This window comes from Streptomyces sp. NPDC058619 (assembly GCF_042717785.1).
Classification (GTDB): Bacteria; Actinomycetota; Actinomycetes; order Streptomycetales; family Streptomycetaceae; genus Streptomyces.
This window is the reverse complement of the sequence record NZ_JBHXQN010000004.1, coordinates 248,294-275,078: the sequence shown is the minus strand read 5'-3', so window position 1 is coordinate 275,078 and position 26,785 is coordinate 248,294. Positions and strand designations below refer to the sequence as shown.

The following is a 26,785-nucleotide window of genomic DNA, read 5'->3' as shown; positions in this document are numbered from 1 at the left end:
GGTTTTCTCCTGCCCCGGCTTTTATGGTCGGCCCACAAAATCGTGGTGTTTTTCACTTCCTCCTTCGCGTCACCGTACGGCCCCGCTCGCTCCTGGGTGGTGCGGCGCTCCGGCGCCGCACCACCTTCGTCCTGTCCGCCGCGACTGGAGACCCGCCCATGCGCACCCGCACCCGCACCCCTCTGTACGGTCTGCTCGTCAGCCTGCTCCTGCTGGGCGCGGGTCTGCTTCTCCCCGCCTCCGCCGCGACGGCGGCGGACAACGGCACCTGGGGGGTCTTCCCGACCCCGCCGGCCGGTGCGGCGATGACCGACCGCGCGTACTTCTTCCACCAGGGCGCGGCCGGGACGACCGTCGCCGACAGTGCGACGATCATCAACTCCTCCGACCGGGAGCTGACGTTCCAGGTCTTCGCCACGGACGCGATGAACACCCCGTCGGGCGGCGCCTTCGCGCTGCTGCCCCTGGAGACGAAGCCCAGGGACGTCGGCACCTGGATCGCCCTGCCGCCGGAGCCGGCGGGCACGGTGACGGTGCCCGCCAAGGGCCGCAAGGACGTCCCGTTCACCGTCAAGGTGCCGGCGGACGCGACGCCCGGCGACCACGTCGGCGGCATCGTGGTCCTGAACACCGCCGTGGAGGGCGTGCAGAAGGAGGGCAAGGTCCAGGTCGGGGTGAAGCGCTCGGTGGGCGCCCGGCTCTACTTCCGGGTCCCCGGGCCGGTGGCCGCGGGGCTGAGCGTGGAGGACGTGCGGGTCAGCCGGTCGGCGCCGCTGCTGCCGTGGATCCAGGACGCCCGCGCCACCGTCACGTACGCCCTGGTCAACCGGGGGAACGTCGTCGTCGAGCCGCGCGTCACGGTCTCCGCCGAGGGGTTGTTCGGGCGCGAGGTGCTGGACCGGCCGGCCCGCGATCTGAAGCTCGTCCTGCTGCCGGGGCAGCGCGTGGAGCTGACGGAGGCCTGGCCGGACGCGCCGCAGTCCGACTGGGTGACGGTCCGCGTCGCCGCGGGCGCGGCGGCCCACCCCGACCTGGCCACGGCGTCCGAGGCGGAGTTCATCGCCGTGCCCTGGCCGGCGGCGGGCGCGCTCCTGGTGCTCGCGGGAGCCGGAACCGCCCTGTGGGCGTTGCGCCGCCGCCGGGCCGCCGCCCGCGACGCGGAACTCCCCGCCTGCGCACCGGACGTGGCCCGGGTGCACTGACGGGACGAGGGACGGGAACGGGGGCTGGACCGGGAACGGGACCGGCGCCGGCGCCGGCGAGGACCGGCGCAGCGGAGACCCCCGGCCGGTGAGGGTGGGCCGGGGGTCCGCGGTTCGGGGTACTCGGTGAGGCGTCAGCGTCGGCGTCGGCTGGCGTCAGTGGTTGCGGGGGAAGCCCAGGTCCACGCCCGCCGGAGCGTCCGAGGGGTCCGGCCAGCGGGTGGTGACGACCTTGCCGCGGGTGTAGAAGTGGATGCCGTCGTTGCCGTAGATGTGGTGGTCGCCGAAGAGCGAGTCCTTCCAGCCCCCGAAGGAGTGGTAGCCCACCGGCACCGGGATCGGCACGTTGACGCCGACCATGCCCGCCTCGACCTCCAGCTGGAAGCGGCGGGCGGCGCCGCCGTCGCGGGTGAAGATCGCGGTGCCGTTGCCGAACGGCGAGGCGTTGATGAGGGCGACGCCCTCCTCGTACGTCTCGGCGCGCAGGACGCACAGGACCGGACCGAAGATCTCATCGCGGTAGGCGTCGGAGTCGGTCTTGACGTTGTCGAGCAGGGAGAGGCCGATCCAGTGGCCGTTCTCGTTGCCCTCCACCGTGTAGCCGGTGCCGTCCAGGATCACGTCCGCGCCCTGGGCGGCCGCGCCCTCGACGTACGAGGCGACCTTGTCCCGGTGGGCGGCGGTGATCAGCGGGCCCATCTCGGAGTCCGGGTCGTTGCCGGGGCCGATCTTGATCTTCTCGGCGCGCTCGCGGATCTTCTCGACGAGGGTGTCGGCGATGGAGCCGACGGCCACGACCGCGGAGATCGCCATGCAGCGCTCGCCGGCCGAGCCGTACGCGGCGGAGACCGCCGCGTCGGCGGCCGCGTCCAGGTCGGCGTCCGGGAGGACGAGCATGTGGTTCTTGGCGCCGCCCAGCGCCTGGACGCGCTTGCCGTTGGCGGAGGCGGTCGTGTGGATGTGGCGGGCGATCGGGGTGGAGCCGACGAAGGAGACGGCCGAGATGCCGGGGTGGGCGAGGAGCGCGTCGACGGCGACCTTGTCGCCGTGGACGACGTTGAGGACGCCCGCCGGCAGACCGGCCTCGGTGGCCAGCTCGGCCAGCTTGTTCGCGGCCGAGGGGTCCTTCTCGCTCGGCTTGAGGATGAAGGTGTTCCCGCAGGCCACGGCCAGCGGGAACATCCACATCGGCACCATCGCCGGGAAGTTGAAGGGGGTGATGCCCGCGACGACGCCCAGCGGCTGGCGGATCGAGGAGACGTCCACGCGGCTGGACACGGACGTCGACAGTTCGCCCTTGAGCTGCGTGGTGATGCCGCAGGCCAGCTCGACGATCTCCAGGCCGCGGGCCACCTCGCCCAGCGCGTCCGAGTGGACCTTGCCGTGCTCGGCGGTGATCAGCTCGGCGATCGCGTCGCGGTTGGCGTCGAGCAGGGCGCGGTAGGCGAACAGCACCTTGGTACGGGCGGCCAGCGAGGACTGGCCCCAGGACGCGAACGCCTCCTGGGCGATCCGTACCGCCGCGTCGACCTCCTCGGCGGAGGCGAGCGCGACCTGGGTCGTGACCTCGCCGGTGGCCGGGTCGGTGACCGGGCCGTAGTTGCCCGACGCGCCCTCGACGGTCTTGCCACCGATCCAGTGGTTGACGGTCTTCATGCCTTGCTCCTTCACAGATGGCGACGTCGCTGCGCGGCTTGCCGGTCGTACGCTTCACGGGCTTCGACCGCCGCCTTGCGGGTCGCGGTCTCGGCCACAGGAACATCCCACCACGCCTGTGCCGGGGGTGGGCCCGACACAGTGTCGGGCGTTCGGGTCTGTACGTAGACACATGTGGGACGCGTCGCCGAACGCGCCTCGGCAAGGGCTTCGCGCAGGTCACGCACGGTGTGGGCGCGGATGACGGCCATCCCGAGGGAGGCCGCGTTCGCCGCGAGGTCCACCGGAAGGGGGTCCCCCGTGTACGAGGCGTCGGGCGCCCGGAAGCGGTACGCGGTGGCGAAGCCCTCGCCGCCGACGGCCCCCGACAGGCCGCCGATGGAGGCGTAGCCGTGGTTGTCGAGGATCACCACCTTGACGGGGACCCCCTCCTGCACGGCGGTGACGAGCTCGGTCGGGTTCATCAGGTACGTCCCGTCGCCGACCAGCGCCCACACGGGCCGGCCGGGCGCGGCGAGGGCCACGCCGAGGGCGGCGGGGATCTCGTAGCCCATGCAGGAGTACCCGTACTCGACGTGGTACTGGTCCGCCGAGCGGGTCCGCCACAGCTTGTGCAGGTCGCCGGGGAGCGAGCCGGCCGCGTTGACCAGGATGTCCGTGCCGTCGACGAGGGCGTCGAGCAGCCCGAGCACCTGGGTCTGGGTGGGCGGGAGGTCCTCGTCCGCGGCGGGTACGGCGTAGGCCTCGTGGACGCGCGCCTCCCACCGGGCCCGGCCCCGCCGGTACGCCTCCTCGTACGCGGGGGCGACGCGGTGGCCGGTGACCGCCTCCCTGAGCTCGTCGAGGCCCTCGCGGGCGTCGGCGACCAGTGGCCGGGCGGCGAGCTTGTGGGCGTCGTACGCGTCCAGGTTGAGGCCGACGAACCGGACGGCCGGGTTCTGGAAGAGGGTCGCCGAAGCGGTGGTGAAGTCCGTCAGCCGGGTCCCGGCGGCGATCACCAGGTCGGCCTCCCGGGCGAGGTCGTCGGCGGCGGCCGTGCCCGTGTGCCCGATGCCGCCCACGTCGGCCGGGTGGCCGTGCGGGAGGGCTCCCTTGCCCGCCTGGGTGGCGGCGACGGGGATGCCGGTGGCCTCGGCGAACGCGGCGAGGGCGGCCCCGGCGCCGCTGTAGCGGATGCCGCCGCCGGCGACGATCAGGGGGCGCGCGGAGCCCCGTACGGCCGCGGCGGCCGCGGCGAGCTCGGACCGGTCGGGCCGGGGCCGGCGCACGCGCCAGACCCGCTCGGCGAAGAACTCCACGGGCCAGTCGTACGCCTGCGCCTGCACGTCCTGCGGCAGCGCGAGGGTGACGGCGCCGGTCTGCACGGGGTCGGTGAGCACCCGTACGGCCTGGAGGGCCGCCGGGATCAGCGCCTCGGGCCGGGTGACGCGGTCGAAGTGGCGGGAGACGGGCCGCAGGGCGTCGTTGACGGTGACGTCCCCCGCGTACGGCACCTCCAGCTGCTGCAGCACCGGGTCGGCGGGACGGGTCGCGAAGGTGTCCCCGGGCAGCAGGAGCACCGGGATCCGGTTGATCGTGGCGAGGGCGGCCCCGGTGACGAGGTTGGTGGCGCCGGGCCCGATGGAGGTGGTGACGGCGTGTGCGGAGAGCCGCCCGCACTGGCGGGCGTACCCGACGGCGGCGTGCACCATGGCCTGCTCGTTGCGTCCCTGGAGGAAGGGCATCGCCTGCGGTCCGGCCTCCAGCAGCGCCTGCCCGATGCCGGCGACGTTGCCGTGGCCGAAGATCCCCCAGGTGGCGGCGATCAGCCGGTGGCGCTGCCCGTCGCGTTCGGTGTACTGGCGGGCGAGGAAGCGGACGAGGGCCTGCGCGACGGTGAGTTTCATCGGGGGGCCTCCGCCTCGGGGAAGGGCGCCCCGGGGAAGGGCAGCCTGGGGTCGGTCTCCGCGCCCGGCCAGGTGGCGCGGATCCAGCCGTGGTCGGGGTGGTCCCGGATGAGCCACTCCCGGGTGCGGCCGGGGCCGGCCATCACGTTCAGGTAGTACATGTCGTGCCCGGGGGCGGCGATGGACGGGCCGTGCCAGCCGTCCGGGATGAGCACGGCGTCACCGGTGCGCACCTCGGCGAGGATGTCGGTCTTCCCGGCCGGGGAGGGGCTGACCCGCTGGTATCCGAGGCCGGGGGTGTCGCCGTGGGGGGCGATCTCGAACCAGTAGATCTCCTCCAGCCGGGACTCCTCGCCGGGACGTTCCTCGTCGTGCTTGTGGGGCGGGTACGAGGACCAGTTGCCGCCGGGGGTGAGCACCTCGACGGCGATGAGCCGGTCGCACGCGAAGGAGTCGGCGGCGGCGAAGTTGTTGACCTGGCGGGAGCAGTTGCCGGCGCCCCGCAGCTCGACGGGGACGCCGGCGGCCGCGCCGTACCGGGCGGGAAGGCGGCGCTCGCAGCGGGCCCCGGCGAGCGCGAACCGGCCGCCCGCGGCGGAGGTGACGGTGGCGTGTGCGTCCCGGGGCAGGTACGCGAAGTCGGTGGGCCCGGCGAACACCCCGGGACGGCCGCGCAGTTCGAAGGCGCACACCCGGCCGCCGGGGCCGGGGGCCTGACCGGGGCCGGAGCCGGACCCGGGGGCGGATCCCGAGGCGGCGCCCGGTCCAGGGCCGAATCCCGAGGCAGGGCCGGGGCCGGGGCCAGACCCGGGGGCGGACCCCGGGGCGGCGCCTGAGTCGGGGCCGGCGCGCGGGGCGAGGCCGGCGCCCGGGGCGGGGCCCGGGTCCCGGCAGTCGACCCGGCAGGACCCTGACAGCGGGAGCACGATCCACTCCGCCTCCCCGCACGGGTGCGCGTACGTCTCCCCCGGTTCGAGGGCGAGCACGAGCAGCCTCGTCCACTCCATCCCCCACTCAGACACCTCCGGCACGGCCGAGCACCTCCTCCACCTCGTCGGGAAACGGCATCGCGGTGGAACAGGCCAGCCGCGTGGCCACGATGGCCCCGGCCGCGTTCGCGAACCGCACCGTCCGCTCCAGGTCCCATCCGGCGAGCAGCCCGTGGCACAGCGCGCCACCGAACGCGTCGCCCGCGCCGAGGCCGTTGACCACCTCCACCGGCACGGGCGGAACGTCGGCCATCGTGCCGTCCCGGTGGACCGCCAGCACGCCGTCCGGGCCCCGTTTGACGACCGCCAGCTCCACGCCGGCGGCGAGCAGCGCCCGCGCCGCCGCGTACGGCTCGGACGCGCCGGTGGCGATCTCGCACTCCTCCTGGTTGCCGACGGCCACCGTGGCCAGGGCCAGGGCCCGTTCGTAGTGCGCCTCCGGCTTCTCCCGCCACAGCGTCGGCCGCCAGTCCAGGTCGAAGACCGTGGTCCCGGCCCCGGCGCGGGCCTCCAGCGCGGCGAGGGTGGCAGAGCGGCTCGGCTCCTCGCTGAGGCCCGTCCCCGTCATCCAGAAGACCCGGGCCGCCCGGACCGCCTCCAGGTCCAGCTCACCGGCGTCGATCTCCAGGTCGGGTGCCTTCGGCACGCGGTAGAAGTAGAGCGGGAAGCGGTCGGGCGGGAAGATCTCGCAGAAGGTGAGCGGGGTGGGGAGCCCCTGGACCTCGGACACCCACCGGTCGTCCACGCCGAGGCGGCGCAGCTCCGCGCGCAGGTACCCGCCGAAGGGGTCCGCGCCGGTGCGGGTGACCACGGCCGTGCGGCGACCGAGCCGGGCGGCCGCGACGGCCACGTTGGCCGGGGAGCCGCCGAGGAACTTGCCGAAGGTGTCGACCGCGGCCAGCGGTACGCCGGTCGTCAGCGGGTAGAGGTCCACCCCGATCCGCCCCATCGTGATCAGGTCGAAGCCCAACGGGTCGCCGGTCACTGTCGGTCCTCCCACTCGCTCGTCCACCTCGTCCACCTCGTCCACCTCGCCCACGTCGTCCACCTCGACCACGCCGTCCCCCTCACCCCGTCGCCTTCCGTTCCGTCCTGCTCCGTTCCGACCACCTGCGCGCCCTCTCCACCGCCTGCCCGCCCCGTGCGCCGTGCCGTGCGCGCCCTACGCCACCCCGCGCTCCGCCCTACACCGTTCTGCGCACCGCCTTCACCGTCCTCTTCACCGCCCCGTCGAGCCTCGCACCCTAAGGTGGCCGCTATGACGTCCTCCCCGCCCGCGTTGACCCGTATCCGCATCGGTTCGGCTCCGGACTCCTGGGGTGTCTGGTTCCCCGAGGACCCCCGCCAGACCCCATGGGAGCGGTTCCTCGACGAGGTCGCCGACGCCGGGTACGAGTGGATCGAACTCGGCCCGTACGGCTACCTGCCCGCCGATCCCGGCCGCCTCACCGAGGAGACGGCCCGGCGCGGGCTGCGCGTCTCGGCGGGAACCGTCTTCACCGGACTCCATCACGGGCCCGCCGTGTGGGAGGACACCTGGGAGCACGTGTCGCGGATCGCCGCGCTCACCCGGGACGTGGGCGCGTCCCATCTCGTGGTCATCCCCTCCTTCTGGCGGGACGACAAGACCGGGGAGGTGCGCGAGGACCGCACCCTCACCGCCGGCCAGTGGCGCGACCTGACCGCCCAGACCGAGCGGCTGGGCCGCGAGGTCCGGGACCGGTACGGGCTGCGGATCGTCGTGCACCCGCACGCCGACACCCACGTCGACACCCCGGAGAACGTGGCCCGGTTCCTGGACGCCACCGATCCCGAGCTGGTCTCCCTGTGCCTGGACACCGGGCACTACGCGTACTGCGGCGGCGACAGCGTCCGGGCCGTCGAGACCTTCGCGGAACGGATCGGCTACCTCCACCTCAAGCAGGTGGATCCGCGCGTCCTCGCCGAAGTCGTCGCGGACGGCGTCCCCTTCGGTCCGGCCGTGGCCCGCGGGGTGATGTGCGAACCTCCGTCGGGGGTGCCGGACCTGGAGCCGGTGCTGGCGGCGGCCCAGCGGCTCGGAGTGGACCTGTTCGCGATCGTGGAGCAGGACATGTACCCCTGCCCGCCCGACCGGCCGCTGCCGATCGCCCGGCGGACCCGGGCCTACCTGCGCTCCTGCGGCGCCCGCTGACCCTCCGGAAGGGACCCAACGACATGAGCACGCTCGGCATCGCCGTCATCGGCACCGGGAAGATGGGCGCGGACCACGTCCGCCGGATCGGCCGGACCGTCGGCGGGGCCAGGGTGGTGGCCCTGGCGGATCCGGACGGGGACCGGGTCAAGGAGCTGGCGGGCACCCTGGACGGGGCGGGCGCGTACACCGACGCGGCGGCGGCGATAGCCGCGCCCGGGGTGGACGCGGTGCTGATCGCCTCGCCGGGACCGGCCCACGAGGAGGCCGTCCTGCGGGCCCTGGAGCGGGGGTTGCCGGTGCTGTGCGAGAAGCCGCTGACCCCGGACCCGGCGGGCGCCGTGCGGATCATGGAGGCCGAACAGCGGCTGGGGCGCCGTCTGGTGCAGGTCGGTTTCATGCGGCGGTACGACACCGAGTACGAGCGGCTGAAGGAGCTGCTGGACGCGGGCGGGATCGGCCGGCCGCTCTTCCTCCACTGCCGGCACCGCAACGCGGCCTCCCCCTCCTTCTTCACCAGCGACATGCTGATCACGGATTCCGTGGTGCACGAGGTGGATGCGGCGCGCTGGCTGCTGGGACAGGAGGTCACGGCGGTGTCCGTGCTCTCCCCCACGCCCTCCTCGGCAGCGCCGGAGGGACTGCGCGACCCCCGGCTGGTGCTGCTGGAGACCTCCGGCGGGGCCGTCGTCGACGTGGAGATCTTCGTCAACTGCGGTGTCGGGTACCAGGTGCGGTGCGAGGCGGTCGGCGAGTCGGGCAGCGCCCTGATCGGCGAGGGGCACGCGATGGTCGTCCAGGCGGCGGGCCGGTGGGGCGGTGAGATCGCGCAGGACTTCACGGTGCGCTTCGCCGACGCCTACGACCGCCAGCTGCGGAGCTGGGTGGCCGCGGCCGCACGGGGCCGGGTGACCGGGCCGGACGCCTGGGACGGGTACGCGGCGTCGGCCGTCTCCGAGGCCGGCCTGGCGGCGGCGCGCAGCGGCGTACGGACCCCGGTCGAGCTGGTGGAACGCCCGCCCCTGTACCGCTGATCCCCCCTCTCCGCCGCCACGGGTGCCGGGAGCCCCGACCTCCTGGTGCCTGTCCGCCCCTTCCCGGCCCCCGGCCTGACCCCTGAGCCCTGACTCCGGCCCCCGGCGACCACCGGGGGGCGGCGTGTTGCATCTGTCACAGGGGTCCCGCTTGTGTCACGCATATCCGCATTACGCGGGTTTTCCGTCACAGGCGGTCGACAGCCCCTCCCCTGCCCTCACCCTGCGTCGTTCCCCGGGCACAACTCGAGTGATCGTCAGTGTCCACGCGCCGGCTCCCCCGACGGCCTCCCGGCCGGCCCCGCGGCGTGGACAAGGAGGTGTCGTGCATGAGCGACCGACAGCTGTGGTCGTACAAGGAGATCGCCGCCCACATCCGGGTCCAGCCGGACACGGTCCGCTCCTACCGCAAGCACGGGCTGCTTCCCGCACCCGACCACGTGGAGGGCGGCAAGCCCTACTGGTACGCCGACACCATCCGCGCCTGGGTGGCCCGCCGCCCCGGCAACCGGGGCCGCCGCGAGGACTGACCGCCCACCCCGACCGTCCCCACCCGGTCGTCACCACCCCCGCCCCGCCCCGGTCCCCGCCGCCGGGGCGGGCGGGCCTACCGGGCCGCCCCCGCGGCCGGGCCTACCGGGCCCCGGCCGGTATCCGCTCCGCCTCTCCGGCCCCCGCCTCCGGTCCCGGACCCGCCTGCGGACCCGTTCCCGGACCGGGCGCCGGGACGGCGGACTCGCCCTCGCTCAGCCCGAACCGCTCGTACAGCCGGCGCAGCGGTCCCGGCGCCCACCAGGTAGCCTTCCCGGTCAGCTTCATGACCGCGGGGACCAGCAGGCTCCGTACGACCATGGCGTCCATCAGGACCGCCAGGGCGATCCCGAGCCCCAGCATCTTGGTATTGGTGACCCGCGAGGTGCCGATGGCCACCATCACCACCGCCAGGATCACGGCCGCCGCGGTGATCAGTCCGCCCGTGCGGGCCAGCCCGGCGCGCACCGCCCCCTCGTGGTCCCCGGTCCGGTCGTACTCCTCCTTGATCCGCGATATGAGGAACACCCCGTAGTCCATGGAGAGTCCGAAGGCGATGCAGAACATCAACACCGGCAGGGTGGTCTCGATGTCACCGGTCGAGGTGAAGGAGAGCAGGCCCGAGAGGTTGCCCTCCTGGAAGACCCACACCACCGCCCCGAACATCGCGGTCAGGCTCAGCGCGTTGAGCAGGATCGCCTGCACCGGTATCAGGACGCTCCCGGTGAGCAGGAACACCAGCAGCAGCGTGGCCAGCACCACCAGGGCCAGGGCCGCGGGCAGTTCCTCCACTATGGCGTCCTGGGCGTCCACGAGCACCGCCGCCTGTCCGGTCACGGACGTCTCGAAGGGTGCGTCCACCTTCCGCACCTCGCCGACGAGGTCCTGCGCCTGCGGGCCCACGGCCTCCCCCTCTGCGGCGACCGAGAAGTAGGCGTACGGCGAGCCGGGTCCGGCGCTCACCGGGCCGTCGATCCGGACCACCCCGGGCAGGGCGTCCACCCGGTCCCGGTACGCGGTCAGGTCAGCGGCCCCCGCCGCCCCCTCGGCGAGCACGATCAGCCCGCCCCCGGGGCTGCCCGGGAAGCCGTCCCGGATCTGCTGCTGAACCACGTGCGACTCGGCGGTGGTCGGCAGTTGCCGGTCGTCCACGGTGCCGAACTTCACCCCGAGGAAGGGCAGGCCGAGCAGCAGCAGCCCCGCCGTAGTGGCCACGGCGAACAGCGGGGCCCGCCGCATCACCAGCGCGGTCGTCCGCGCCCAGCCCCGGCCGGGCTCCCCGGCCTGCCGCGCCCCGTCGGTACGCCGGGCCCGGCGCCACAGCGCGCGCAGGTCCAGGGAGTTGACGCGGTGGCCGAGCAGCACCAGGGCCGCGGGCAGCAGGATCAGCGCGGCGGCCGCCGCCAGCAGGACCACCGCGACCCCGGCGTAGGCGAAGGACCGCAGGAAGTACATCGGGAAGAAGAGCATCGCCGAGAGCGAGACGGCGACGGTCAGCGCCGAGAACAGCACGGTGCGGCCCGCGGTGCGCAGGGTGGCTCCGACGGCGCCGACCGGGTCGCGGCCCGCGGCGAGCTCCTCGCGGAACCTCCGCACGATGAACAGGGCGTAGTCGATGGCGAGTCCGAGCCCGAGGGCGGTGGTCAGGTTCTGGGCGAAGACGGAGACGTCGGTGAACTCGGTGAGCCCGCGCAGCACCGCGTTCGTCCCGAGGACGGCGACGATGCCGACGCCGAGCGGCAGCAGGGCGGCCACCGCGCTGCCGAAGACGAGGACGAGCAGGACGAGCGTCACCGGCAGGGCGATCAGCTCGGCGCGCAGCAGGTCCTCCTGGATCGTTGCGGTCACCTCCCGCTGGACGGCGGCCTGCCCGCCGAGCGAGACCCTGACCGGCCCGTGGTCCCCCTGGTAGTGCGGGGCGATCCGGTCCAGCACGCGGGTGGTGGTCTTCTCGTCACCCGTCACCCGGGCGGCGATCAGCGCCCGCCCGCCGTCCTCGGAGCGCAGCGCGGGCAGTGGCGTGCGCCAGTAGGAGCCGACGCCGGCGACCCCCTGTTCGGCGGCGAGGCGGACCGTCAGACGCTCCGCCTCGGCGGCGACGGCGGGATCGTCGACCCCGGCGGCGCCGTCCCGGGCGTCCACGAGCAGCAGCAGGTTGGGCTGGGAGCCGGGGAACTCGCGTTCCAGCACGGAGGCCGCACGGGTGGACTGCGCGTCCGGGTCCTCCCAGCCGCCGCTGCCCATCCGCTCGGCGACGCCGCCTCCGGCGAACACGGCCAGCGCCGTCACGACCAGGGCCAGCAGCAGCGAGAGCCGCGGCCGGGCCGTGACGATCCGGGTCCACCGGCCGCTCTCCCCGGGCGGCGGCGGATTCTTGACTTCGGACATGACTGGGTGTCCCCTTCACCTGATTGCCAGGCCGAATAGACTGGCAAATACGAGCAGTCGCTCGCGTTCATTTAGAATGCGAGCGACCCCTCGCGTTTGTCAATCGCCCACGGGAAGCAAGGGATTGGACATGCCGGGGACACCCCAGGACAAAACGGCAGAAGAGGCAGGGGAGCCGACGGAATCCGACCGGACCGCGGCCGCCGCTCCCCGGCGCCGCCAGGCCCGCGGGGAGCGGCGGATCAGCCAGCTCCTGGCGGCCGCCTCGGGCGTGTTCTGCCGTACCGGATACGCCGCGGCCAGCACCAACGCGATCGCGCGCGAGGCCGGGGTCTCACCGGGCACGCTCTACCAGTTCTTCCCGAACAAGGAGGCCATCGCGATCGAGCTGGGCGGCCGGCTGCTCCAGCGCGCGCACGAGACGCACGGCCAGGCCTTCCTGCCCGAGAACCTGGACCGCCCCCTGCCCGAGCTGCTGGACGCCGTCCTGGACCCGGTCATCGCGTTCAACTGCGAGAACCCCGCGTTCTGGGCGCTGATGCACGGCCCCGGCGTCCCCGGCATCACGCAGGAGCACGAGGAGCTGCACTGCAACCTGCTCACCCGGATCGAGGCGGTCCTGCACGGCTTCGCCCCCGCCGCCACGGCCGCCGAGCTCACCCACACCTCGAACATGATCCTGGGCATCTTCAAGTCGGCGCTGGACCTGATCCTGGCCCACGAGGGCCCCGAGCGCGCCGCCTACACCGCCGAACTGAAGACCGTCCTGCTCCGCTACCTGGAGCCCATGGTCACCACGGCTCGCTCCCGCTGACCCGGTCCGGGCGCCGGCCGCCCGGCCCCGACCCCCTGCCCGGCCCCGACCCCCTGCCCGACCCGGACTCCTCCCCGGAGCCGGTCCGCAGCCACAGCCACAGCCGCAGCCCCACCAGCGGAAACACCAGCGCGGACAGCATCCCCGCGCCCACGAGCGCCGCCGCCTCTCCCGGCTCGACCCTCCCGTCCCGCACCCCCATCGTGGTGATGTCGACGACCAGCGGCAGCGCGGTGGAGCCGAACAGCGCCAGCGCCGAGCGGTCGCGCCGCCCCAGGTCCCGCGGGGCCGGCAGCCACATCGGCAGCCCCCGCACGCGAGAACCCGTACGCGAGCAGCGGGGCGAGCACGGCGGCGGTCATGATCAGAACGAGGATCCCCCGGTTGATCCATATGCGCCATTCACGTACTGGGCACCCGTATCGTCCACTGCAAAAGAACGGGCGCACATCCTCGCTTCGATACCCCCTAGGGGTATAATCTCGAAGTGTCGGAGGAACAGGCTGGAGATAACCGCCGCCCCCGCGACCGGACCCACCCCTCATGAGGAGAACGACATGACCGCCGAGACGGACACCCAGACCACCACCGTCTACCGCGTGACCGGCATGACCTGCGGGCACTGCGAGGGCGCGGTGACCGCGGAGCTCTCCGCCCTGCCCGGCGTCACCTCGGTCAAGGCCGTCGCCGCGACCGGCGAGGTCACCGTGGTCTCCGCCGCACCGCTGGCGGACGAGGACGTGCGCGCCGCCGTGGACGAGGCGGGTTACGAGTACGCCGGCCCCGCCCAGCCATAACCGGCCCGGCGCCACCACCCCCCACCCCGGGCGGCACCCCGCCCCCGCAGCACCCGCAGCACCCCGCCGGGCGTTGCCGGCCGGCTCATACCGGTTCCGTACCGCCCGGCCCTCCCCCTGGAGCACCGGAACATGACCAGCACAGTGCACGACGGGCCCATAGCGGCGGTCGAGCTCACGATCGGCGGAATGACCTGCGCCTCCTGCGCGGCCCGCATCGAGAAGAAGCTGAACCGGATGGACGGGGTCACCGCGACGGTGAACTACGCCACCGAGAAGGCGAAGGTCTCGTACGCGGGTGACGTCCGGGTCGCCGATCTGATCGCGACCGTCGTGAAGACCGGGTACACCGCCGAGGAACCCCCGCAGCCGGAGCTCGCGCCGGGCGCCCCGGCCGGCCCGGGAACCGGAGCGGACGGGGCCCCGGAGGCAGCCGACCCCGAGTCGGCCGCGCTCCGCACCCGCCTGCTCGTCTCCGCCGTCCTCGCCACCCCCGTCGTGCTCCTCGCGATGGTCCCGGCGCTCCAGTTCGACAACTGGCAGTGGCTCTCCCTGACGCTCGCCGCCCCCGTCGTCGTCTGGGGCGCCCTCCCCTTCCACCGGGCCGCCTGGACCAACGCCCGGCACGGCGCCGCCACCATGGACACCCTGGTCTCGGTCGGCACGCTCGCAGCCTTCACCTGGTCCCTGTGGGCCCTGTTCTTCGGCCACGCGGGCATGCCCGGCATGCGGCACGGATTCGACTTCACCGTCTCCCGGACCGACGGCTCCTCCGCCGTCTACCTGGAGGTCGCGGCCGGCGTCGTCACCTTCATCCTGCTCGGCCGCCACCTGGAGGCGCGCGCCAAGCGGAAGTCGGGCGCGGCCCTCAAGGCCCTGCTGCGGCTGGGCGCCAAGGACGTCGCCGTCCTGCGCGGCGGCGCCGAGGTCCGCGTACCGGTGGGCATGCTCCAGGCCGGTGACCGGTTCGTCGTCCGCCCCGGCGAGAAGATCGCCACCGACGGCACGGTCGTCGAGGGCGAATCCGCCGTGGACGCCTCCATGCTGACCGGTGAGTCGGTGCCGGTCGAGGTGGCCCCGGGGGACGCCGTCACCGGCGCCACCGTCAACACCTCGGGGCGCCTGGTCGTCGAGGCCACCCGGGTGGGCTCCGACACCCAGCTGGCCCGGATCGCGAGGCTCGTCGAGGACGCCCAGAACGGCAAGGCGGAGGTGCAGCGGCTCGCCGACCGGATCTCCGCCGTCTTCGTCCCCGTCGTCCTCGTCCTCGCGCTCGGCACCTGGGTCGGCTGGCTGCTCGCCACCGACAACCCCACCGCCGCCTTCACGGCCGCCGTGGCCGTCCTGATCATCGCCTGCCCGTGCGCCCTGGGCCTGGCCACCCCGACCGCGCTGATGGTCGGCACCGGCCGGGGAGCGCAGCTCGGCATCCTGATCAAGGGCCCCGAGGTGCTGGAGTCCACCCGCCGCGTGGACACCGTCGTCCTGGACAAGACCGGTACGGTCACCACCGGCCGGATGGCGCTGACCGGCGTCCACCCCGCCGGGGGCGTCGACCCCTCGCAGCTGCTCCGCCTCGCCGGTTCACTGGAGCACGCCTCCGAGCACCCGATCGCCCGAGCCGTCGCGGCGGGCGCCGCCGACCTCCCCGGGGGGCTGTCGGTGCCGGAGGACTTCGAGAACCTCGCCGGGCTGGGCGTCCGGGGTTCGGTCGACGGCCACGCCGTCCTGGTGGGCCGCGCCCGGCTGCTGGCCGAACGCTCGATCGAGCTGCCCGGGGCGCTCGCGGCGGCCCTGGCCGACGCCGAGGCGGCGGGCGACACCGCCGTCCTCGTGGCCTGGGACGGGGCGGCGCGCGGGGTGCTGACCGTGGCCGACGCGGTCAAGGAGACCAGCGCCGAGGCGGTCGCCAGGCTGCGCGCGCTGGGCCTGACGCCGGTGCTGCTGACCGGCGACAACAAGGCCGTGGCCGAGACGGTGGCCCGCGCGGTGGGCATCGACGAGGTGATCGCGGAAGTACTGCCGCAGGACAAGGTCGACGTGGTCAAGCGGCTCCAGGCCGAGGGCCGTACGGTCGCCATGGTCGGCGACGGGGTCAACGACGCGGCCGCGCTGGCCCAGGCGGACCTGGGTCTGGCCATGGGCACGGGCACCGACGCCGCCATCGAGGCCGGCGACCTGACCCTCGTACGGGGCGACCTCAGGGTGGCGGCGGACGCGATCCGGCTGTCCCGGCGGACCCTGTCCACGATCAGGGGCAACCTGTTCTGGGCGTTCGGCTACAACGTGGCGGCCCTGCCGCTGGCCGCCGCCGGACTGCTCAACCCGATGATCGCGGGGGCCGCCATGGCCTTCTCCTCGGTCTTCGTGGTGACCAACAGCCTCCGGTTGCGGTCCTTCCGCTAGTGGATCACCTTCGCATCCCCGCCACGCTTTCTTCACGCGAGACGCAGATCACAGTGATCGCAACGTAACCATCCGGGGTCGTCGTGGGTCTAATGGGGCGATGCCAGGGACGTCTTGGGGGACGTCTCACGGACGTCTTGGGGGATGTCCGGGGCATCGGCCGGCCGGGACGCGTGCCCGCGGGAAGCTTTGAGCGGCCCACCCGACCCGAACGGGTCCCGGCAGACACCGACGCCCCGGTCGGATCCCGTGGGGGGAATCCGTACCGGGGAAAGGAAAGCGCCCCGACCGTCGACCCGTGGGGGGATCGACGGCGGGGCGCTTCTCCCTGCCTGTGCGTGCGCGTCGCCGCTCCGCGCCCGGATGCCGCCGCGGCCCGTGGGCCCCGGTTCAGCGGCTCTCTACGGGAACGAAGTCGCGCAGGACCTCGCCGGTGTAGATCTGACGCGGGCGGCCGATGCGGGAACCCGGCTCCTTGATCATCTCGTGCCACTGGGCGATCCAGCCGGGAAGGCGGCCGATCGCGAAGAGCACGGTGAACATCTCGGTCGGGAAGCCCATGGCCCGGTAGATGAGACCGGTGTAGAAGTCCACGTTCGGGTAGAGGTTGCGCGAGACGAAGTACTCGTCGGCCAGCGCGTGCTCTTCCAGCTTGAGCGCGATGTCGAGCAGCTCGTCGCTCTTGCCGAGCGCCGAGAGGACGTCGTGCGCCGCGGCCTTGATGATCTTCGCCCGGGGGTCGAAGCTCTTGTAGACGCGGTGTCCGAAGCCCATGAGGCGGACGCCGTCTTCCTTGTTCTTCACCTTGCGGATGAAGGCGTCGACGTCGCCGCCGTCGTTCTTGATGCCTTCCAGCATCTCGAGGACGGACTGGTTGGCGCCACCGTGCAGCGGCCCCCACAGGGCGGAGATGCCGGCGGAGATCGAGGCGAACATGTTCGCCTGCGAGGAGCCGACCAGACGCACGGTGGAGGTCGAACAGTTCTGCTCGTGGTCCGCGTGCAGGATCAGCAGCTTGTCGAGCGCCGAGACCACGACCGGGTCCAGGTCGTACTCCTGGGCCGGCACGGAGAACGTCATGCGCAGGAAGTTCTCGACGTAGCCGAGGTCGTTGCGCGGGTAGACCACCGGGTGGCCGACCGACTTCTTGTACGCGTAGGCCGCGATCGTCGGCAGCTTGGCCAGCAGGCGGATCGTCGAGAGGTGGCGCTGCTTCTCGTCGAACGGGTTGTGGCTGTCCTGGTAGAACGTCGACAGCGCGCTGACCACGGAGGACAGCATCGCCATCGGGTGCGCGTCGCGCGGGAAGCCGTCGTAGAAGCGCTTCACGTCCTCGTGCAGCAGCGTGTGCTGGGTGATCTCGTTGCGGAACGACGCGAGCTGGTCGACGGTCGGCAGCTCCCCGTTGATCAGCAGGTAAGCGACCTCGATGAAGGTCGAACGCTCGGCCAGCTGCTCGATCGGGTAGCCGCGGTAGCGCAGGATCCCCTGCTCGCCGTCGAGGTAGGTAATCGCGGACTTGTACGCCGCGGTGTTGCCGTAGCCACTGTCCAGCGTGACGAGCCCGGTCTGGGCCCGCAGCTTCGAGATGTCGAAGCCCTGGTCACCGACGGTGCTCTCGACCACCGGGTAGGTGTATTCACCGTCCGCGTACCGGAGTACTACAGAGTTGTCGCTCACGTCATCCCTCACCGACGTAGTGCCTCTTCTTCGAGGTGCCCTGACTGCCTCTACCTTCCCCCATTTGGCGCAGGAGAGTGCACTCGGGGTCGGCATTTGGTCTTGTCGACGGCACTGAGTGCCGCCAAGCTGCTCATCCTGCCCCTTCACACCGGCGCCGGGAACCCCAAATGATCGATCATCTAGGTGATGTTTCCCACCGGTATGCGGCCGGACAGCCTCGGGGCGACCGCCGTGTACCTCCTGCCTGCGGAAACCGTACGCACGGCCTGTCCGAGAGCCTTGCGTGACCCGACGAGGACGACCAGTTTCTTCGCCCTGGTCACCGCCGTGTAGAGCAGGTTCCGCTGGAGCATCATCCAAGCTCCGGTGGTGACGGGGATCACCACGGCCGGATATTCACTCCCCTGGGAGCGGTGGATGGTGACGGCGTACGCGTGGGCCAGCTCGTCGAGTTCGGCGAACTCGTACCCGATCTCCTCGTCCTCGTCCGTCCGTACGGTCAGGCGCTGTTCGTCCGGGTCCAGGGCGGTGACCACGCCGACCGTCCCGTTGAATACGCCGTTGGCGCCCTTCTCGTAGTTGTTCCTGACCTGGGTGACCTTGTCGCCCACCCGGAAGACCCGGCCGCCGAACCGCTTCTCCGGCAGGTTCGGCCGGGCCGGCGTGATGGCCTGCTGGAGCAGGGCGTTGAGGTTCCCGGCGCCGGCGGGTCCGCGGTGCATGGGGGCGAGCACCTGGACGTCCCGGCGCGGGTCGAGCCCGAACCGGGCGGGAATCCTGCGGGCCGCCACGTCCACGGCCAGCGCCCCGGCCGCCTCCGTGTCCTCCTCGGCGAAGAGGAAGAAGTCCGGCAGCCCCTCGGTGATCGGCGGCAGGCCGGTGTTGATCCGGTGGGCGTTGGTGACCACCCCGGACTGCTGGGCCTGCCGGAAGATGCGGGTCAGCCGTACGGCGGGCACCGGGCCGCCCTCGGCCAGCAGGTCCCGGAGCACCTCCCCCGCACCGACCGAGGGGAGCTGGTCGACGTCCCCGACCAGCAGCAGGTGCGCCCCCGGCGCCACCGCCTTGACCAGCTTGTTGGCCAGCAGCAGGTCCAGCATCGAGGCCTCGTCGACCACGACCAGGTCCGCGTCCAGCGGCCGGTCCCGGTCGTACGCCGCGTCCCCGCCCGGCTTGAGCTCCAGCAGCCGGTGCACGGTGGAGGCCTCGGCCCCGGTGAGCTCGGAGAGCCGCTTGGCGGCCCGCCCGGTGGGCGCGGCGAGCACGACCTTGGCCTTCTTCGCCCGGGCCAGTTCGACGATCGAGCGCACGGTGAAGGACTTGCCGCAGCCGGGACCGCCGGTCAGGACGGCGACCCGGCGGGTGAGGGCCAGCTTCACCGCGTCCCGCTGCTCGGGGGCGAGCGAGGCCCCGGTCCGGTCGGCGAGCCAGCCCAGGGCCTTGTCCCAGTCCACGTTGCGGAAGCCGGGCATCCGGTCGTTCTCGGCGTTCAGCAGCCGGCGGACCTGCCCGACCAGCGACAGCTCGGCACGGTGGAAGGGCACCAGGTACACGGCGGTCAGCGGGTCCGGCCCGCCCTGCGGGTCGGGCACGGGCTCCCGTACGACGCCCTCCGGGTCCGCGGCGAGCTCGGCGAGGCAGTCGATGACGAGACCGGTGTCCACCTGGAGCAGCTTGACCCCGTCGGCGATGAGCCGCTCCTCGGGCAGGAAGCAGTGCCCCTGGTCGGTGGACTGCGACAGGGCGTACTGGAGACCGGCCTTGACCCGCTCGGGGCTGTCGTGCGGGATGCCGACGGCCTGGGCGATGCGGTCGGCGGTGAGGAATCCGATGCCCCAGACGTCGGCGGCGAGCCGGTAGGGCTGGTTCCTCACCACCGAGATGGACGCGTCGGCGTACTTCTTGTAGATGCGCACGGCGATGGAGGTGGAGACGCCGACCCCCTGGAGGAAGACCATGACCTCCTTGATGGCCTTCTGCTCCTCCCAGGCGGCGCCGATCAGCTTGGTCCGCTTGGGGCCGAGCCCCGGCACCTCGATGAGCCGCTTCGGCTCGTCCTCGATCACGTCGAGGGTGTCGGTGCCGAAGTGCTCCACGATCCGGTCGGCGATCTTCGGCCCGATGCCCTTGATCAGGCCGGAGCCGAGGTAGCGCCGGATGCCCTGGATGGTGGCGGGGAGCACGGTGCGGTAGTTCTCCACCGTGAACTGCCGTCCGTACTGCGGGTGGGAGCCCCAGCGGCCCTCCATCCGGAGCGACTCGCCGGGCTGCGCGCCGAGGAGCGAGCCGACGACGGTGAGGAGGTCGCCGCTGCCGCGGCCCGTGTCCACCCGGGCGACCGTGTACCCGGTGTCCTCGTTGGCGTAGGTGATGCGTTCGAGCACGCCGTCGACCACCGCCAGTTGTACCGCCGCCGCCCCGTCCGCTGCCATGGACCGAAAGCTACCGTCCGGGGCCGACAGTGCGGCACGCCTGTGGAGAACCGGGGGCGGAGCGGGCCCGGGACACCAGAAGGGGGTCCGGCCTCGCGGCCGGACCCCCTCACGGTTACCCCTCCCGTGTCGGACTTCCCGATCCCCCCAGATCCCCTCCCGAAAGTCCCGACGCACCATACGACCCGCGATTCCCTCGCGGGGTTGCACCGGGATCCGGAGCTTTATCGTTCCGTTACCCACGGAAGAGTCGAGGTGCCGTCAAATCACCGCAGAAGTAGCGTTTCCCGCATGAGCGAACCTTCATTGCAGGACGATGTGCTCCACGAGCTCGGCGACGAGAAGCTGACCGAGATCGCCGGTCTCCTCGGCACGGACACCGACGGCGCCCGCGACACCGTCGCGGAGACGGTCGGCGCCATGACCGGCGGGCTGCAGGAGAAGGCCGCGGCCGACGACGACGACGGCGTCGAGGTCCGCCAGGCCTTCGCCGAGGTGGCGGAGCCCCCGCTGCAGGGCGTGTCCACCCTGGGCGGCGGCCTCGGCGGCATGCTGTCCGGCGGGATGATGGCCGGGGTGCTCGCCAAGGTCAGCAAGCCCGTGGCCGGCGCCGTGTCGAAGAAGACCGGCATCCCCGCACCCACCATCAGCCGGGTCATCGAGCTGCTGATCCCGGTGCTGTTGGCGGTCTTCGCCAAACGCGCGGCCTCCGGCAAGGCCGCGGGCGGCGGGCTCGGGGATGGCCGGATCCTCGGCGGCAAGAGGTGACCCGTACGGCGTAGCACCCGCCGGGGGTGGCGCGGCCGCCCGGAGGGCGGTCCCGGGCGGCAGGAGCCGTCGCCCGGGACCGCCCTCCGCGGCATCCCCCGCCCACCGCCCGCCGCGCTATCCTCGGGCGCCATGGACACGCCCGAGAAGGCACCCGTACGGCTGCGGTCCCCCGAGCCAGGCGACCTGGGCTGGATCGTGCAGCGGCACGGCGCGCTGTACGCCGCGGAGTACGGCTGGAACACCGAGTTCGAGGGCCTGGTGGCCCGGATCGTCGCGGACTTCGCCGAGGACCACGACCCGTACCTGGAACGGGTCTGGATCGCCGAACTGGACGGTCGCCCGGTCGGTTCGGTGATGTGCGTCCGCGAGGACGCCGCGCCCGGCACCGCGCGGCTGCGGCTGCTCCTGGTGGAGCCCGCCGGCCGCGGCCACGGCATCGGCGGCCTCCTCGTCGACGCCGTCGTGGCCTTCGCCCGCTCGGTCGGCTACCGGGAACTCGTCCTGTGGACCAACGACGTGCTGACCTCCGCGCGCTCCCTCTGCCTGCGCGCGGGCTTCACCCTGGTCGCCGAGCGCCCGCACCGCTCGTACGGGGTCGCCCTCACGGGACAGGACTGGCGACTGCCCCTGCAGGAGGGCTCCCCGCGCTGACGTCCGGACCGACCCCCGTACGGTCCGGACGCCGCGCGGGCGTCAGTGAGGTCAGCGCCACCCCGCCGACCAGGAGCACCGCCGCCAGCCAGCGCGTGCCGGAGACGGCCTCGCCCAGCACCAGCGCGGCCGAGGACATCCCGAAGACCGGGACCAGCAGCGAGAAGGGCGCCACCGAGGAGGCCGGGTAGCGCCGCAGCAGGTAGCCCCAGGCGCCGAAGCCGAAGACGGTCGATACCCAGGCGACGTACCCGATGACCGCGGCCCCGGACCAGTCCAGGGCCCGCAGCGCGGCCAGGTCCCGCTCCGGCCCCTCCAGCAGCAGCGAGAGCGCGAACAGCGGCAGCACCGGGACCGCGCACACCCACACCATGAAGTTCAGGGCGTCGGGCGGCGAGGCCCTGCGGGTCAGTACGTTGGAGACGCCCCAGCAGGCGGCGGCCGCGACGACCAGGGCGAAGCCGAGCACCGGCCCCGAGGTCCCCCCGCCGACGGCGGCGACGGCGATCCCGGCGAGCGCGACGCCCATGCCGGCCACCCGCACCCGGCCTGGCCGCTCGCGCAGGACGACGGCGGCGAGGACCGCGGTGAAGACGGCCTGGATCTGGAGCACGAGCGAGGACAGCCCGGCCGGCATCCCGGCGGCCATCCCGGTGAAGAGCAGGCCGAACTTGGCGATGCCCAGGGTCGCCCCGACCCCGAGGATCCACCTCCAGGCGACCTTGGGCCGGCCGACGAAGAACACCGCGGGCAGCGCGGCGGCGAGGAACCGCAGGGCGGACAGGAGCAGGGGCGGGAAGTGGCCGAGCCCGATCTCGATGACGACGAAGTTGACGCCCCAGACGGCGGCGACGAGCACGGCGAGTGCGGTGTGTACGGGACGCATGGTCCGAGCATCGGCGCCGGGAGGATGTAGCACCAGCGCGAGTTCCTTCCGCGATGGATGAAGCGTTGCTACCGAATGGCCGGGGTGTCACGATGGCGGCATGCTCGATCTCGCCCGGCTCCGCGCCCTGCACGCCGTCTCCGTCCACGGCTCGGTCGCGGGCGCGGCGGCCGCCCTCGGCTACACCCCCTCGGCGGTCTCGCAGCAGATCGCCAAACTGGAGCGGGAGACCCGCACCACGCTGCTGGAGCGCCGCGGGCGCGGGGTCGCCCTCACCGAGGAGGCCCGCCATCTGGCCGACACGGCGCAGGAGTTGCTGGCGATCGTGGAGCGGGCGGAGACCACCCTGGAGGAGCGCCGCGGGCAGCCCGGCGGGCTGCTGACGGTGGCCGCGTTCGCCTCGGCGGCGCGCGGGCTGCTGCCGGGGGTGCTGGCCGACCTGGCCGTACGGCACCCGGCGCTCGACGTACGCCTCACGGAGGTGGACCCGCACCTGTCGGTCGACCTGGTGGTCCGGGGCGTCACGGACCTGGCGGTGGCCCACGACTGGGACATCGCCCCGCTGCCGGCGCCCGAGGGGGTCGAGCAGGCGGTGATCGGCGACGACCTCTGCGACCTGGTGGTCCCGGCCGGGCATCCCTTCACCCGCCGCGGGGTGGTCCTGCGCGCGGATCTGGGCGGGGAGCGCTGGGTGTGCCAGCCCCCGGGGCGGGTCTGCCACGACTGGTTGGTGCGGACCCTGCGGACGGCCGGCTTCGAGCCCGACATCGCGCACGTCGCCGAGGAGAACCACACCATCGTCGCCCTGGTCGCGGCCGGGCTCGGCGTGGCCGTCGTCCCCCGCCTGGGCACGGGCGCCCTGCCGCCGGGCGCGGTGGCCGTACCGCTGGAGCCCGGGCCCGTGCGCCGGCTGTACGCCCTGTGGCGGACCGGGGCCGCCCGCCGGCCCGCCATCACCGAGGCCGTACGGACCCTGCGGGAGCACTGGGCCGCGGCGGCGGCCCGTCCGGGGGACCTCCCGAGTGTCCGTCACGCCCCGGCCCCGGCCCGGCAGTAGGGTCCGGCGCGTGTCGAACCACGCCTCCCGCCGGACCCTGCTCGCCGCGGCCGCCCTGGCCGCCGTCACGGTGGCCGGGGCCGCCTCCGCCACCGCGGGGGCCCGCCGCGTCCCGGACGATCCGCGCTCCCCGGACCGCGCCCCCGCCGGGCCGCCGGGCCGCCGGCCCGACCGGGCCCGGCTGCGCGGCCTGGTGGAGGGGATGAGCCTCACTGAGAAGGTCGGGCAGCTCTTCGTGTCCCGGGCGTACGGCCACTCGGCGACCGACCCCGATCCGGCGGACGCCGAGCAGAACCTGGCACTGTTCGGGGTCCGCACCGCCGCCGAGCTGGTCTCCCGCTACCACCTCGGAGGGATCGTCTACTTCGCGTGGGCCCACAACACCCGCGACCCGCGGCAGATCGCGGAGCTGTCCGCCGGCCTCCAGCGGGCCGCCCTGGGCAGCGGCGCGCGGATCCCGCTGCTGCTGTCCACCGACCAGGAGCACGGGGCGGTCGCCCGCATCGGCCGGCCCGCGACCCTGCTGCCGGGGGCGATGGCGCTCGGCGCGGGCGGCTCCCCGGCCGACGCCCGCCGGGCCGCGCGGATCGCGGGCATTGAGCTGGCCGCCATGGGCATCCGCCAGGACTACGCGCCGGTGGCCGACGTCAACGTCAACCCGGCGAACCCGGTGATCGGCGTACGGTCCTTCGGCTCCGATCCGCGCGCCGTGGCCGCCCTGGTCGCCGCACAGGTCCGCGGCTACCAGGGCGCCGGGGTGGCCGCCACCGCCAAGCACTTCCCCGGCCACGGGGACACCGAGACCGACAGCCACGTCGGGCTGCCCGTTATGCGGCACACCCGGGCCGTCTGGGAGGAGCTCGACGAGCCGCCCTTCCGGGCCGCGGTGGAGGCGGGCGTGGACGCGATCATGACGGCGCACATCGTGTTCCCCGCGCTCGACCCCTCCGGGGACCCCGCGACCCTCTCGCGCCCCATCGTCACCGGCATCCTGCGCGAACGCCTGGGCTTCCGCGGGGTCGTGGTCACCGACGCCCTCGACATGGCCGGGGTCCGCCAGAAGTACGGGGACGAGCGGGTGCCGGTCCTGGCCCTGCTCGCGGGCTGCGACCAGCTGCTGAACCCGCCGGACCTGGGGCTCGCGCACCGCAGCGTGCTGGCGGCCGTCGAGGCGGGCGAGCTGGCCGAGGCGCGGATCGACGCGTCGGTGCTGCGCATCCTGGAACTCAAGTCCCGGCGCGGCCTGTTCGGGGCCCCCGGGGCCACCGCCGCGGAGGCGGGTTCCGTCGTCGGCTCCCCGGAGCACCTGGCGGCGGCCGACGCGATCGCGGCCGGCACGACCACGCTGCTGGCCAACCCCGTCGGGCTGCTGCCGCTCGACGCCGCGGCAGCGCCCCGGCTGCTGGTCACCGGGGCCGACCCGGTGTCCCCCACCGGCACCACGGGTCCCCCGACGGCCGTCCTGGCCCGGGAGCTGACCGCGCTGGGCTGCCGGGCCACCGCGGTGGCGCCCGAGCGGGCCGCGGCCGCGGCGCCGGGCCACGCGGCGGTGCTGGTGTGCACGTACAACGTCCCCGAGGGGGACGGCCCCCAGCGCGCCCTGGTGGCGGAACTCGTCGCGTCCGGGGTGCCGGTGATCGCGGTGGCGGTCCGCAACCCGTACGACGCGGCCCGGCTGCCGGCCTGCGCGGCGGAGCTGGCGACGTACTCCTGGACGGACGTGGAGATGCGCGCGGCGGCCCGGGTGATCACCGGTGCGGTACGCCCCGGGGGCCGCCTCCCGGTCCCGGTTCCGGGCCGCTACCCGCTGGGCCACGGACTGGCGTACCCCTGACGGCGGCCGCCAGGCGGCGATCGGCGCCCGGCGGGTGACGTACAGCGACGGGCGACCGGCGAACGGCGGCCCGGACACAGGTGAGGGCGTGTCCGCACCGTGTGCGGACACGCCCCGGGTTCGCCTGCCGGCTACGGCCGCAGCTGCGGCTCGCGCTCCAGGTCGTGCTGGTCGAGCTGCGCGTCCGGCGCCGCCAGCGGCGCCGCCTTGCCCGTGTCGGCGAGCGCGGCGGCCGGGGCCACCCCGGCCCACTGGAGGATCTTCGCGGTGGCCAGCGTCCGCTCGCCGTCCAGGAGTTTGGCGACGTTGGCCCCGTGGTTGGCGCCGGGGGCGGTCATCACGTAGCTGTCGCGCACCCCGTAGCCGAGGCGGAACGGTTCGGCGCCCCACGGGTCGTTCTGCCCGTACACGAACAGCATCTGGTTCGCGTTCGTGCGGACCCAGTGGTCCACGTCCGCCATGGCCCCGGGCTGGAAGGTCATCGGGATCGAGCGGGGCACGAAGTTGCGCGGCGGCTGGTAGCCGTAGCGGCTCAGGCCCTTGAGGTGGGGTTGCTTGATGTCGGGCGAGCCGAGCTGGGTGCCCGCCTGGTAGTAGTACGGCGTGTACGTCTCCAGGCCCTGGTCGGCGTAGGCCGAGAAGCCGGAGATCGCGTCGATGGTGTCCCAGATCTCCTGGTCCGAGGCGGTCGCGGCGGCCGGGATCGTGGAGCAGTCGGCGAGCAGGCTGTACTGCCAGAAGGCCCACACGTAGTCGAGCACGACGGCCTCGTAGGCCTTGTCGAGGTTGCCGACGGTGGTGAAGGTCCAGCCGTTCTCGGCGGCGGCGGCCGCGTACTTGGCCTCCAGCGGCTCGCGGCGCACCAGCGCCTCGCGCTGCACGGCGTTCAGCCGGTCGCGGCACTCCTTGGTGCCGACCTTGCTGAAGAACCGGTCGTAGGCCGAGTCCTCCTGGTCGACCACGTCGTTGGGCGCGACGTACGCGACGATGCCGTCCATGTCGCGCGGGTAGAAGCGCTCGTAGTACGTGGCGGTCATGCCGCCCTTGCTGCCGCCCGTGGCGAGCCAGTTCTTCTTGTAGGTCTTCTTCAGGGCGGTGAAGAGGCGGTGCTGGTCACTGGCGGCCTGCCAGATGTCCAGGTTGGCCCAGTTGGCCGGGTCGGGCCGCGAGGGGGTGAAGAATCGATACTCCAGCGACACCTGGTTGCCGTCGACGATGGTCGTCGGCTCGCTGCGGCGCGGGTTGGTGTTGACGTTGTACCCGGAGGTGAAGAACACCGTGGGCCGGGACACGTCCTTGTGGAGCAGGGTCAGGCGCTGCTTGAAAGTGCCCTTCCACGGCTGCCGGTGGTCGACCGGCTGCTCGTAGTTCAGTACGAAGAAGCGGTAACCGGGGTACGGCTTCTCCTCGATCAGGCTCATCCCCGGGATGCCGAGGATCTGGTCCTTGATGTCCGTGGCGGCGGCCGGCCCCGCGGCGGTGGCCGCTTGTGCCGTGGAGCCCGCAACACCCATGGTGCCGATCAGCACCACGAGTGACAGCAGCCATCCGAGCGTCTTGCGCATGCACCCTCCCCTTGAGTTCACTTCGGTCGC

General features: G+C 73.4%; 20 protein-coding genes and 1 pseudogene. 11 read left to right on the top strand and 10 right to left on the bottom strand.

What is annotated here, in order from left to right; translation table 11 throughout:
- The first annotated feature begins 23 nt into the window (after positions 1 to 23).
- Positions 24 to 1,202, top strand: coding sequence for a WxL protein peptidoglycan domain-containing protein (locus tag ACFWTC_RS07015; RefSeq protein ID WP_384074090.1), 1,179 nt, complete (start codon positions 24 to 26; stop codon positions 1,200 to 1,202).
- Between the two features lie 156 nt (positions 1,203 to 1,358).
- On the opposite strand, the gene ACFWTC_RS07010 is transcribed toward ACFWTC_RS07015, so the two are convergent.
- The 4 genes from ACFWTC_RS07010 to iolC are packed head-to-tail and all read right to left on the bottom strand — an operon-like array spanning position 1,359 to position 6,682.
- Positions 1,359 to 2,858 carry a CoA-acylating methylmalonate-semialdehyde dehydrogenase gene (locus tag ACFWTC_RS07010; protein ID WP_383917243.1) on the bottom strand — a complete coding sequence of 500 codons (1,500 nt, stop codon included), beginning with the start codon at positions 2,856 to 2,858 and terminating at the stop codon, positions 1,359 to 1,361.
- An 11-nt stretch (positions 2,859 to 2,869) separates the two neighbouring features.
- Entirely contained in the window at positions 2,870 to 4,744 is a 1,875-nt protein-coding gene (gene iolD / locus ACFWTC_RS07005) for a 3D-(3,5/4)-trihydroxycyclohexane-1,2-dione acylhydrolase (decyclizing) (protein WP_383917240.1), read from the bottom strand.
- Positions 4,741 to 5,775 (bottom strand): 5-deoxy-glucuronate isomerase, encoded by a 1,035-nt coding sequence (gene iolB / locus ACFWTC_RS07000; RefSeq protein WP_384027954.1) that lies wholly within the window; start codon positions 5,773 to 5,775, stop codon positions 4,741 to 4,743. The genes iolD and iolB overlap by 4 nt, the downstream gene beginning before the upstream one ends.
- A complete protein-coding gene (gene iolC / locus ACFWTC_RS06995) occupies positions 5,759 to 6,682 on the bottom strand; it encodes a 5-dehydro-2-deoxygluconokinase (RefSeq protein WP_383917324.1) in 924 nt (307 codons plus the stop codon). Before iolC ends, iolB begins: the two co-directional genes overlap by 17 nt.
- Before the next feature lie 309 nt (positions 6,683 to 6,991).
- On the opposite strand from iolC, the gene ACFWTC_RS06990 reads away from it, so the two are divergent.
- The 3 genes from ACFWTC_RS06990 (at position 6,992) to ACFWTC_RS06980 (ending at position 9,470) form a co-directional block, all read left to right on the top strand.
- Entirely contained in the window at positions 6,992 to 7,906 is a 915-nt protein-coding gene (locus tag ACFWTC_RS06990) for a sugar phosphate isomerase/epimerase family protein (RefSeq protein WP_384027955.1), read from the top strand.
- Between the two features lie 23 nt (positions 7,907 to 7,929).
- Positions 7,930 to 8,940, top strand: a complete 1,011-nt coding sequence (locus ACFWTC_RS06985; RefSeq protein WP_384027956.1) for a Gfo/Idh/MocA family protein — start codon at positions 7,930 to 7,932, stop codon at positions 8,938 to 8,940.
- A gap of 329 nt (positions 8,941 to 9,269) precedes the next feature.
- Positions 9,270 to 9,470: an AlpA family transcriptional regulator gene (locus ACFWTC_RS06980; RefSeq protein WP_053674774.1), complete on the top strand. Its 201-nt coding sequence runs from the start codon at positions 9,270 to 9,272 to the stop codon at positions 9,468 to 9,470.
- Positions 9,471 to 9,573: 103 nt separating this feature from the next.
- Here ACFWTC_RS06980 and ACFWTC_RS06975 read toward each other — a convergent pair whose 3' ends face one another.
- A complete protein-coding gene (locus ACFWTC_RS06975; protein WP_384027957.1) occupies positions 9,574 to 11,859 on the bottom strand; it encodes an MMPL family transporter in 2,286 nt (761 codons plus the stop codon).
- 130 nt (positions 11,860 to 11,989) lie between these two features.
- Here ACFWTC_RS06975 and ACFWTC_RS06970 point away from each other — a divergent pair, with 130 nt between their 5' ends.
- The gene (locus tag ACFWTC_RS06970) at positions 11,990 to 12,673 is read left to right on the top strand and encodes a TetR family transcriptional regulator (RefSeq protein WP_384027958.1); all 684 of its coding nucleotides are present in this window, start codon (positions 11,990 to 11,992) and stop codon (positions 12,671 to 12,673) included.
- Here the strand turns inward: ACFWTC_RS06970 and ACFWTC_RS06965 are convergent.
- Complete coding sequence (locus ACFWTC_RS06965) at positions 12,651 to 12,989, bottom strand: hypothetical protein (RefSeq protein WP_384027959.1); 339 nt, start codon at positions 12,987 to 12,989, stop codon at positions 12,651 to 12,653. The two genes, ACFWTC_RS06970 and ACFWTC_RS06965, sit on opposite strands and share 23 nt — an antisense overlap.
- 241 nt (positions 12,990 to 13,230) lie before the next feature.
- Here ACFWTC_RS06965 and ACFWTC_RS06960 point away from each other — a divergent pair, with 241 nt between their 5' ends.
- The gene (locus ACFWTC_RS06960) at positions 13,231 to 13,470 is read left to right on the top strand and encodes a heavy-metal-associated domain-containing protein (RefSeq protein ID WP_383917220.1); all 240 of its coding nucleotides are present in this window, start codon (positions 13,231 to 13,233) and stop codon (positions 13,468 to 13,470) included.
- A gap of 132 nt (positions 13,471 to 13,602) precedes the next feature.
- Positions 13,603 to 15,876 (top strand): heavy metal translocating P-type ATPase, encoded by a 2,274-nt coding sequence (locus ACFWTC_RS06955; protein WP_383917217.1) that lies wholly within the window; start codon positions 13,603 to 13,605, stop codon positions 15,874 to 15,876.
- 390 nt (positions 15,877 to 16,266) lie between these two features.
- Here the strand turns inward: ACFWTC_RS06955 and ACFWTC_RS06950 are convergent, their stop codons facing one another.
- Both ACFWTC_RS06950 and ACFWTC_RS06945 read right to left on the bottom strand, forming a co-directional pair.
- Positions 16,267 to 17,556 (bottom strand): citrate synthase, encoded by a 1,290-nt coding sequence (locus tag ACFWTC_RS06950; RefSeq protein WP_267718657.1) that lies wholly within the window; start codon positions 17,554 to 17,556, stop codon positions 16,267 to 16,269.
- A 182-nt stretch (positions 17,557 to 17,738) separates the two neighbouring features.
- A complete protein-coding gene (locus ACFWTC_RS06945) occupies positions 17,739 to 19,991 on the bottom strand; it encodes an ATP-dependent RecD-like DNA helicase (protein WP_384027960.1) in 2,253 nt (750 codons plus the stop codon).
- Positions 19,992 to 20,282: 291 nt separating this feature from the next.
- Between ACFWTC_RS06945 and ACFWTC_RS06940 the strand changes: the two genes are divergently transcribed.
- Together ACFWTC_RS06940 and ACFWTC_RS06935 are read left to right on the top strand one after the other, a co-directional pair.
- The gene (locus ACFWTC_RS06940) at positions 20,283 to 20,759 is read left to right on the top strand and encodes a DUF937 domain-containing protein (RefSeq protein ID WP_384027961.1); all 477 of its coding nucleotides are present in this window, start codon (positions 20,283 to 20,285) and stop codon (positions 20,757 to 20,759) included.
- 156 nt (positions 20,760 to 20,915) lie between these two features.
- Positions 20,916 to 21,413 (top strand): annotated as a pseudogene (locus ACFWTC_RS06935) (GNAT family N-acetyltransferase); the annotation flags it as partial.
- Here ACFWTC_RS06935 and ACFWTC_RS06930 read toward each other — a convergent pair.
- A complete protein-coding gene (locus ACFWTC_RS06930; RefSeq protein ID WP_384027962.1) occupies positions 21,364 to 22,299 on the bottom strand; it encodes an EamA family transporter in 936 nt (311 codons plus the stop codon). The pseudogene ACFWTC_RS06935 and the gene ACFWTC_RS06930 overlap by 50 nt on opposite strands.
- 100 nt (positions 22,300 to 22,399) lie before the next feature.
- Between ACFWTC_RS06930 and ACFWTC_RS06925 the strand changes: the two genes are divergently transcribed.
- Positions 22,400 to 23,356 (top strand): LysR family transcriptional regulator, encoded by a 957-nt coding sequence (locus ACFWTC_RS06925; protein WP_384027963.1) that lies wholly within the window; start codon positions 22,400 to 22,402, stop codon positions 23,354 to 23,356.
- 10 nt (positions 23,357 to 23,366) lie between these two features.
- Complete coding sequence (locus ACFWTC_RS06920; protein WP_383917201.1) at positions 23,367 to 25,190, top strand: glycoside hydrolase family 3 protein; 1,824 nt, start codon at positions 23,367 to 23,369, stop codon at positions 25,188 to 25,190.
- A 131-nt stretch (positions 25,191 to 25,321) separates the two neighbouring features.
- Here the strand turns inward: ACFWTC_RS06920 and ACFWTC_RS06915 are convergent, their stop codons facing one another.
- Positions 25,322 to 26,755, bottom strand: a complete 1,434-nt coding sequence (locus tag ACFWTC_RS06915; RefSeq protein ID WP_383917199.1) for an aminopeptidase — start codon at positions 26,753 to 26,755, stop codon at positions 25,322 to 25,324.
- Positions 26,756 to 26,785 lie beyond the last annotated feature (30 nt).

What these genes read in the sequence shown, in the direction of transcription:
- ACFWTC_RS06975 (WP_384027957.1), bottom strand. Translation starts at nt 11,859, where the DNA reads ATGTCCGAAGTCAAGAATCCGCCGCCGCCCGGGGAGAGCGGCCGGTGG.
- ACFWTC_RS06940 (WP_384027961.1), top strand. Translation starts at nt 20,283, where the DNA reads ATGAGCGAACCTTCATTGCAGGACGATGTGCTCCACGAGCTCGGCGAC.
- ACFWTC_RS06980 (WP_053674774.1), top strand. Translation starts at nt 9,270, where the DNA reads ATGAGCGACCGACAGCTGTGGTCGTACAAGGAGATCGCCGCCCACATC.
- ACFWTC_RS06955 (WP_383917217.1), top strand. Translation starts at nt 13,603, where the DNA reads ATGACCAGCACAGTGCACGACGGGCCCATAGCGGCGGTCGAGCTCACG.
- ACFWTC_RS07010 (WP_383917243.1), bottom strand. Translation starts at nt 2,858, where the DNA reads ATGAAGACCGTCAACCACTGGATCGGTGGCAAGACCGTCGAGGGCGCG.
- ACFWTC_RS06985 (WP_384027956.1), top strand. Translation starts at nt 7,930, where the DNA reads ATGAGCACGCTCGGCATCGCCGTCATCGGCACCGGGAAGATGGGCGCG.
- ACFWTC_RS06970 (WP_384027958.1), top strand. Translation starts at nt 11,990, where the DNA reads ATGCCGGGGACACCCCAGGACAAAACGGCAGAAGAGGCAGGGGAGCCG.
- ACFWTC_RS07015 (WP_384074090.1), top strand. Translation starts at nt 24, where the DNA reads ATGGTCGGCCCACAAAATCGTGGTGTTTTTCACTTCCTCCTTCGCGTC.
- ACFWTC_RS06945 (WP_384027960.1), bottom strand. Translation starts at nt 19,991, where the DNA reads ATGGCAGCGGACGGGGCGGCGGCGGTACAACTGGCGGTGGTCGACGGC.
- ACFWTC_RS06960 (WP_383917220.1), top strand. Translation starts at nt 13,231, where the DNA reads ATGACCGCCGAGACGGACACCCAGACCACCACCGTCTACCGCGTGACC.
- iolC (WP_383917324.1), bottom strand. Translation starts at nt 6,682, where the DNA reads ATGGGGCGGATCGGGGTGGACCTCTACCCGCTGACGACCGGCGTACCG.
- ACFWTC_RS06990 (WP_384027955.1), top strand. Translation starts at nt 6,992, where the DNA reads ATGACGTCCTCCCCGCCCGCGTTGACCCGTATCCGCATCGGTTCGGCT.
- ACFWTC_RS06930 (WP_384027962.1), bottom strand. Translation starts at nt 22,299, where the DNA reads ATGCGTCCCGTACACACCGCACTCGCCGTGCTCGTCGCCGCCGTCTGG.
- ACFWTC_RS06925 (WP_384027963.1), top strand. Translation starts at nt 22,400, where the DNA reads ATGCTCGATCTCGCCCGGCTCCGCGCCCTGCACGCCGTCTCCGTCCAC.
- iolD (WP_383917240.1), bottom strand. Translation starts at nt 4,744, where the DNA reads ATGAAACTCACCGTCGCGCAGGCCCTCGTCCGCTTCCTCGCCCGCCAG.
- ACFWTC_RS06915 (WP_383917199.1), bottom strand. Translation starts at nt 26,755, where the DNA reads ATGCGCAAGACGCTCGGATGGCTGCTGTCACTCGTGGTGCTGATCGGC.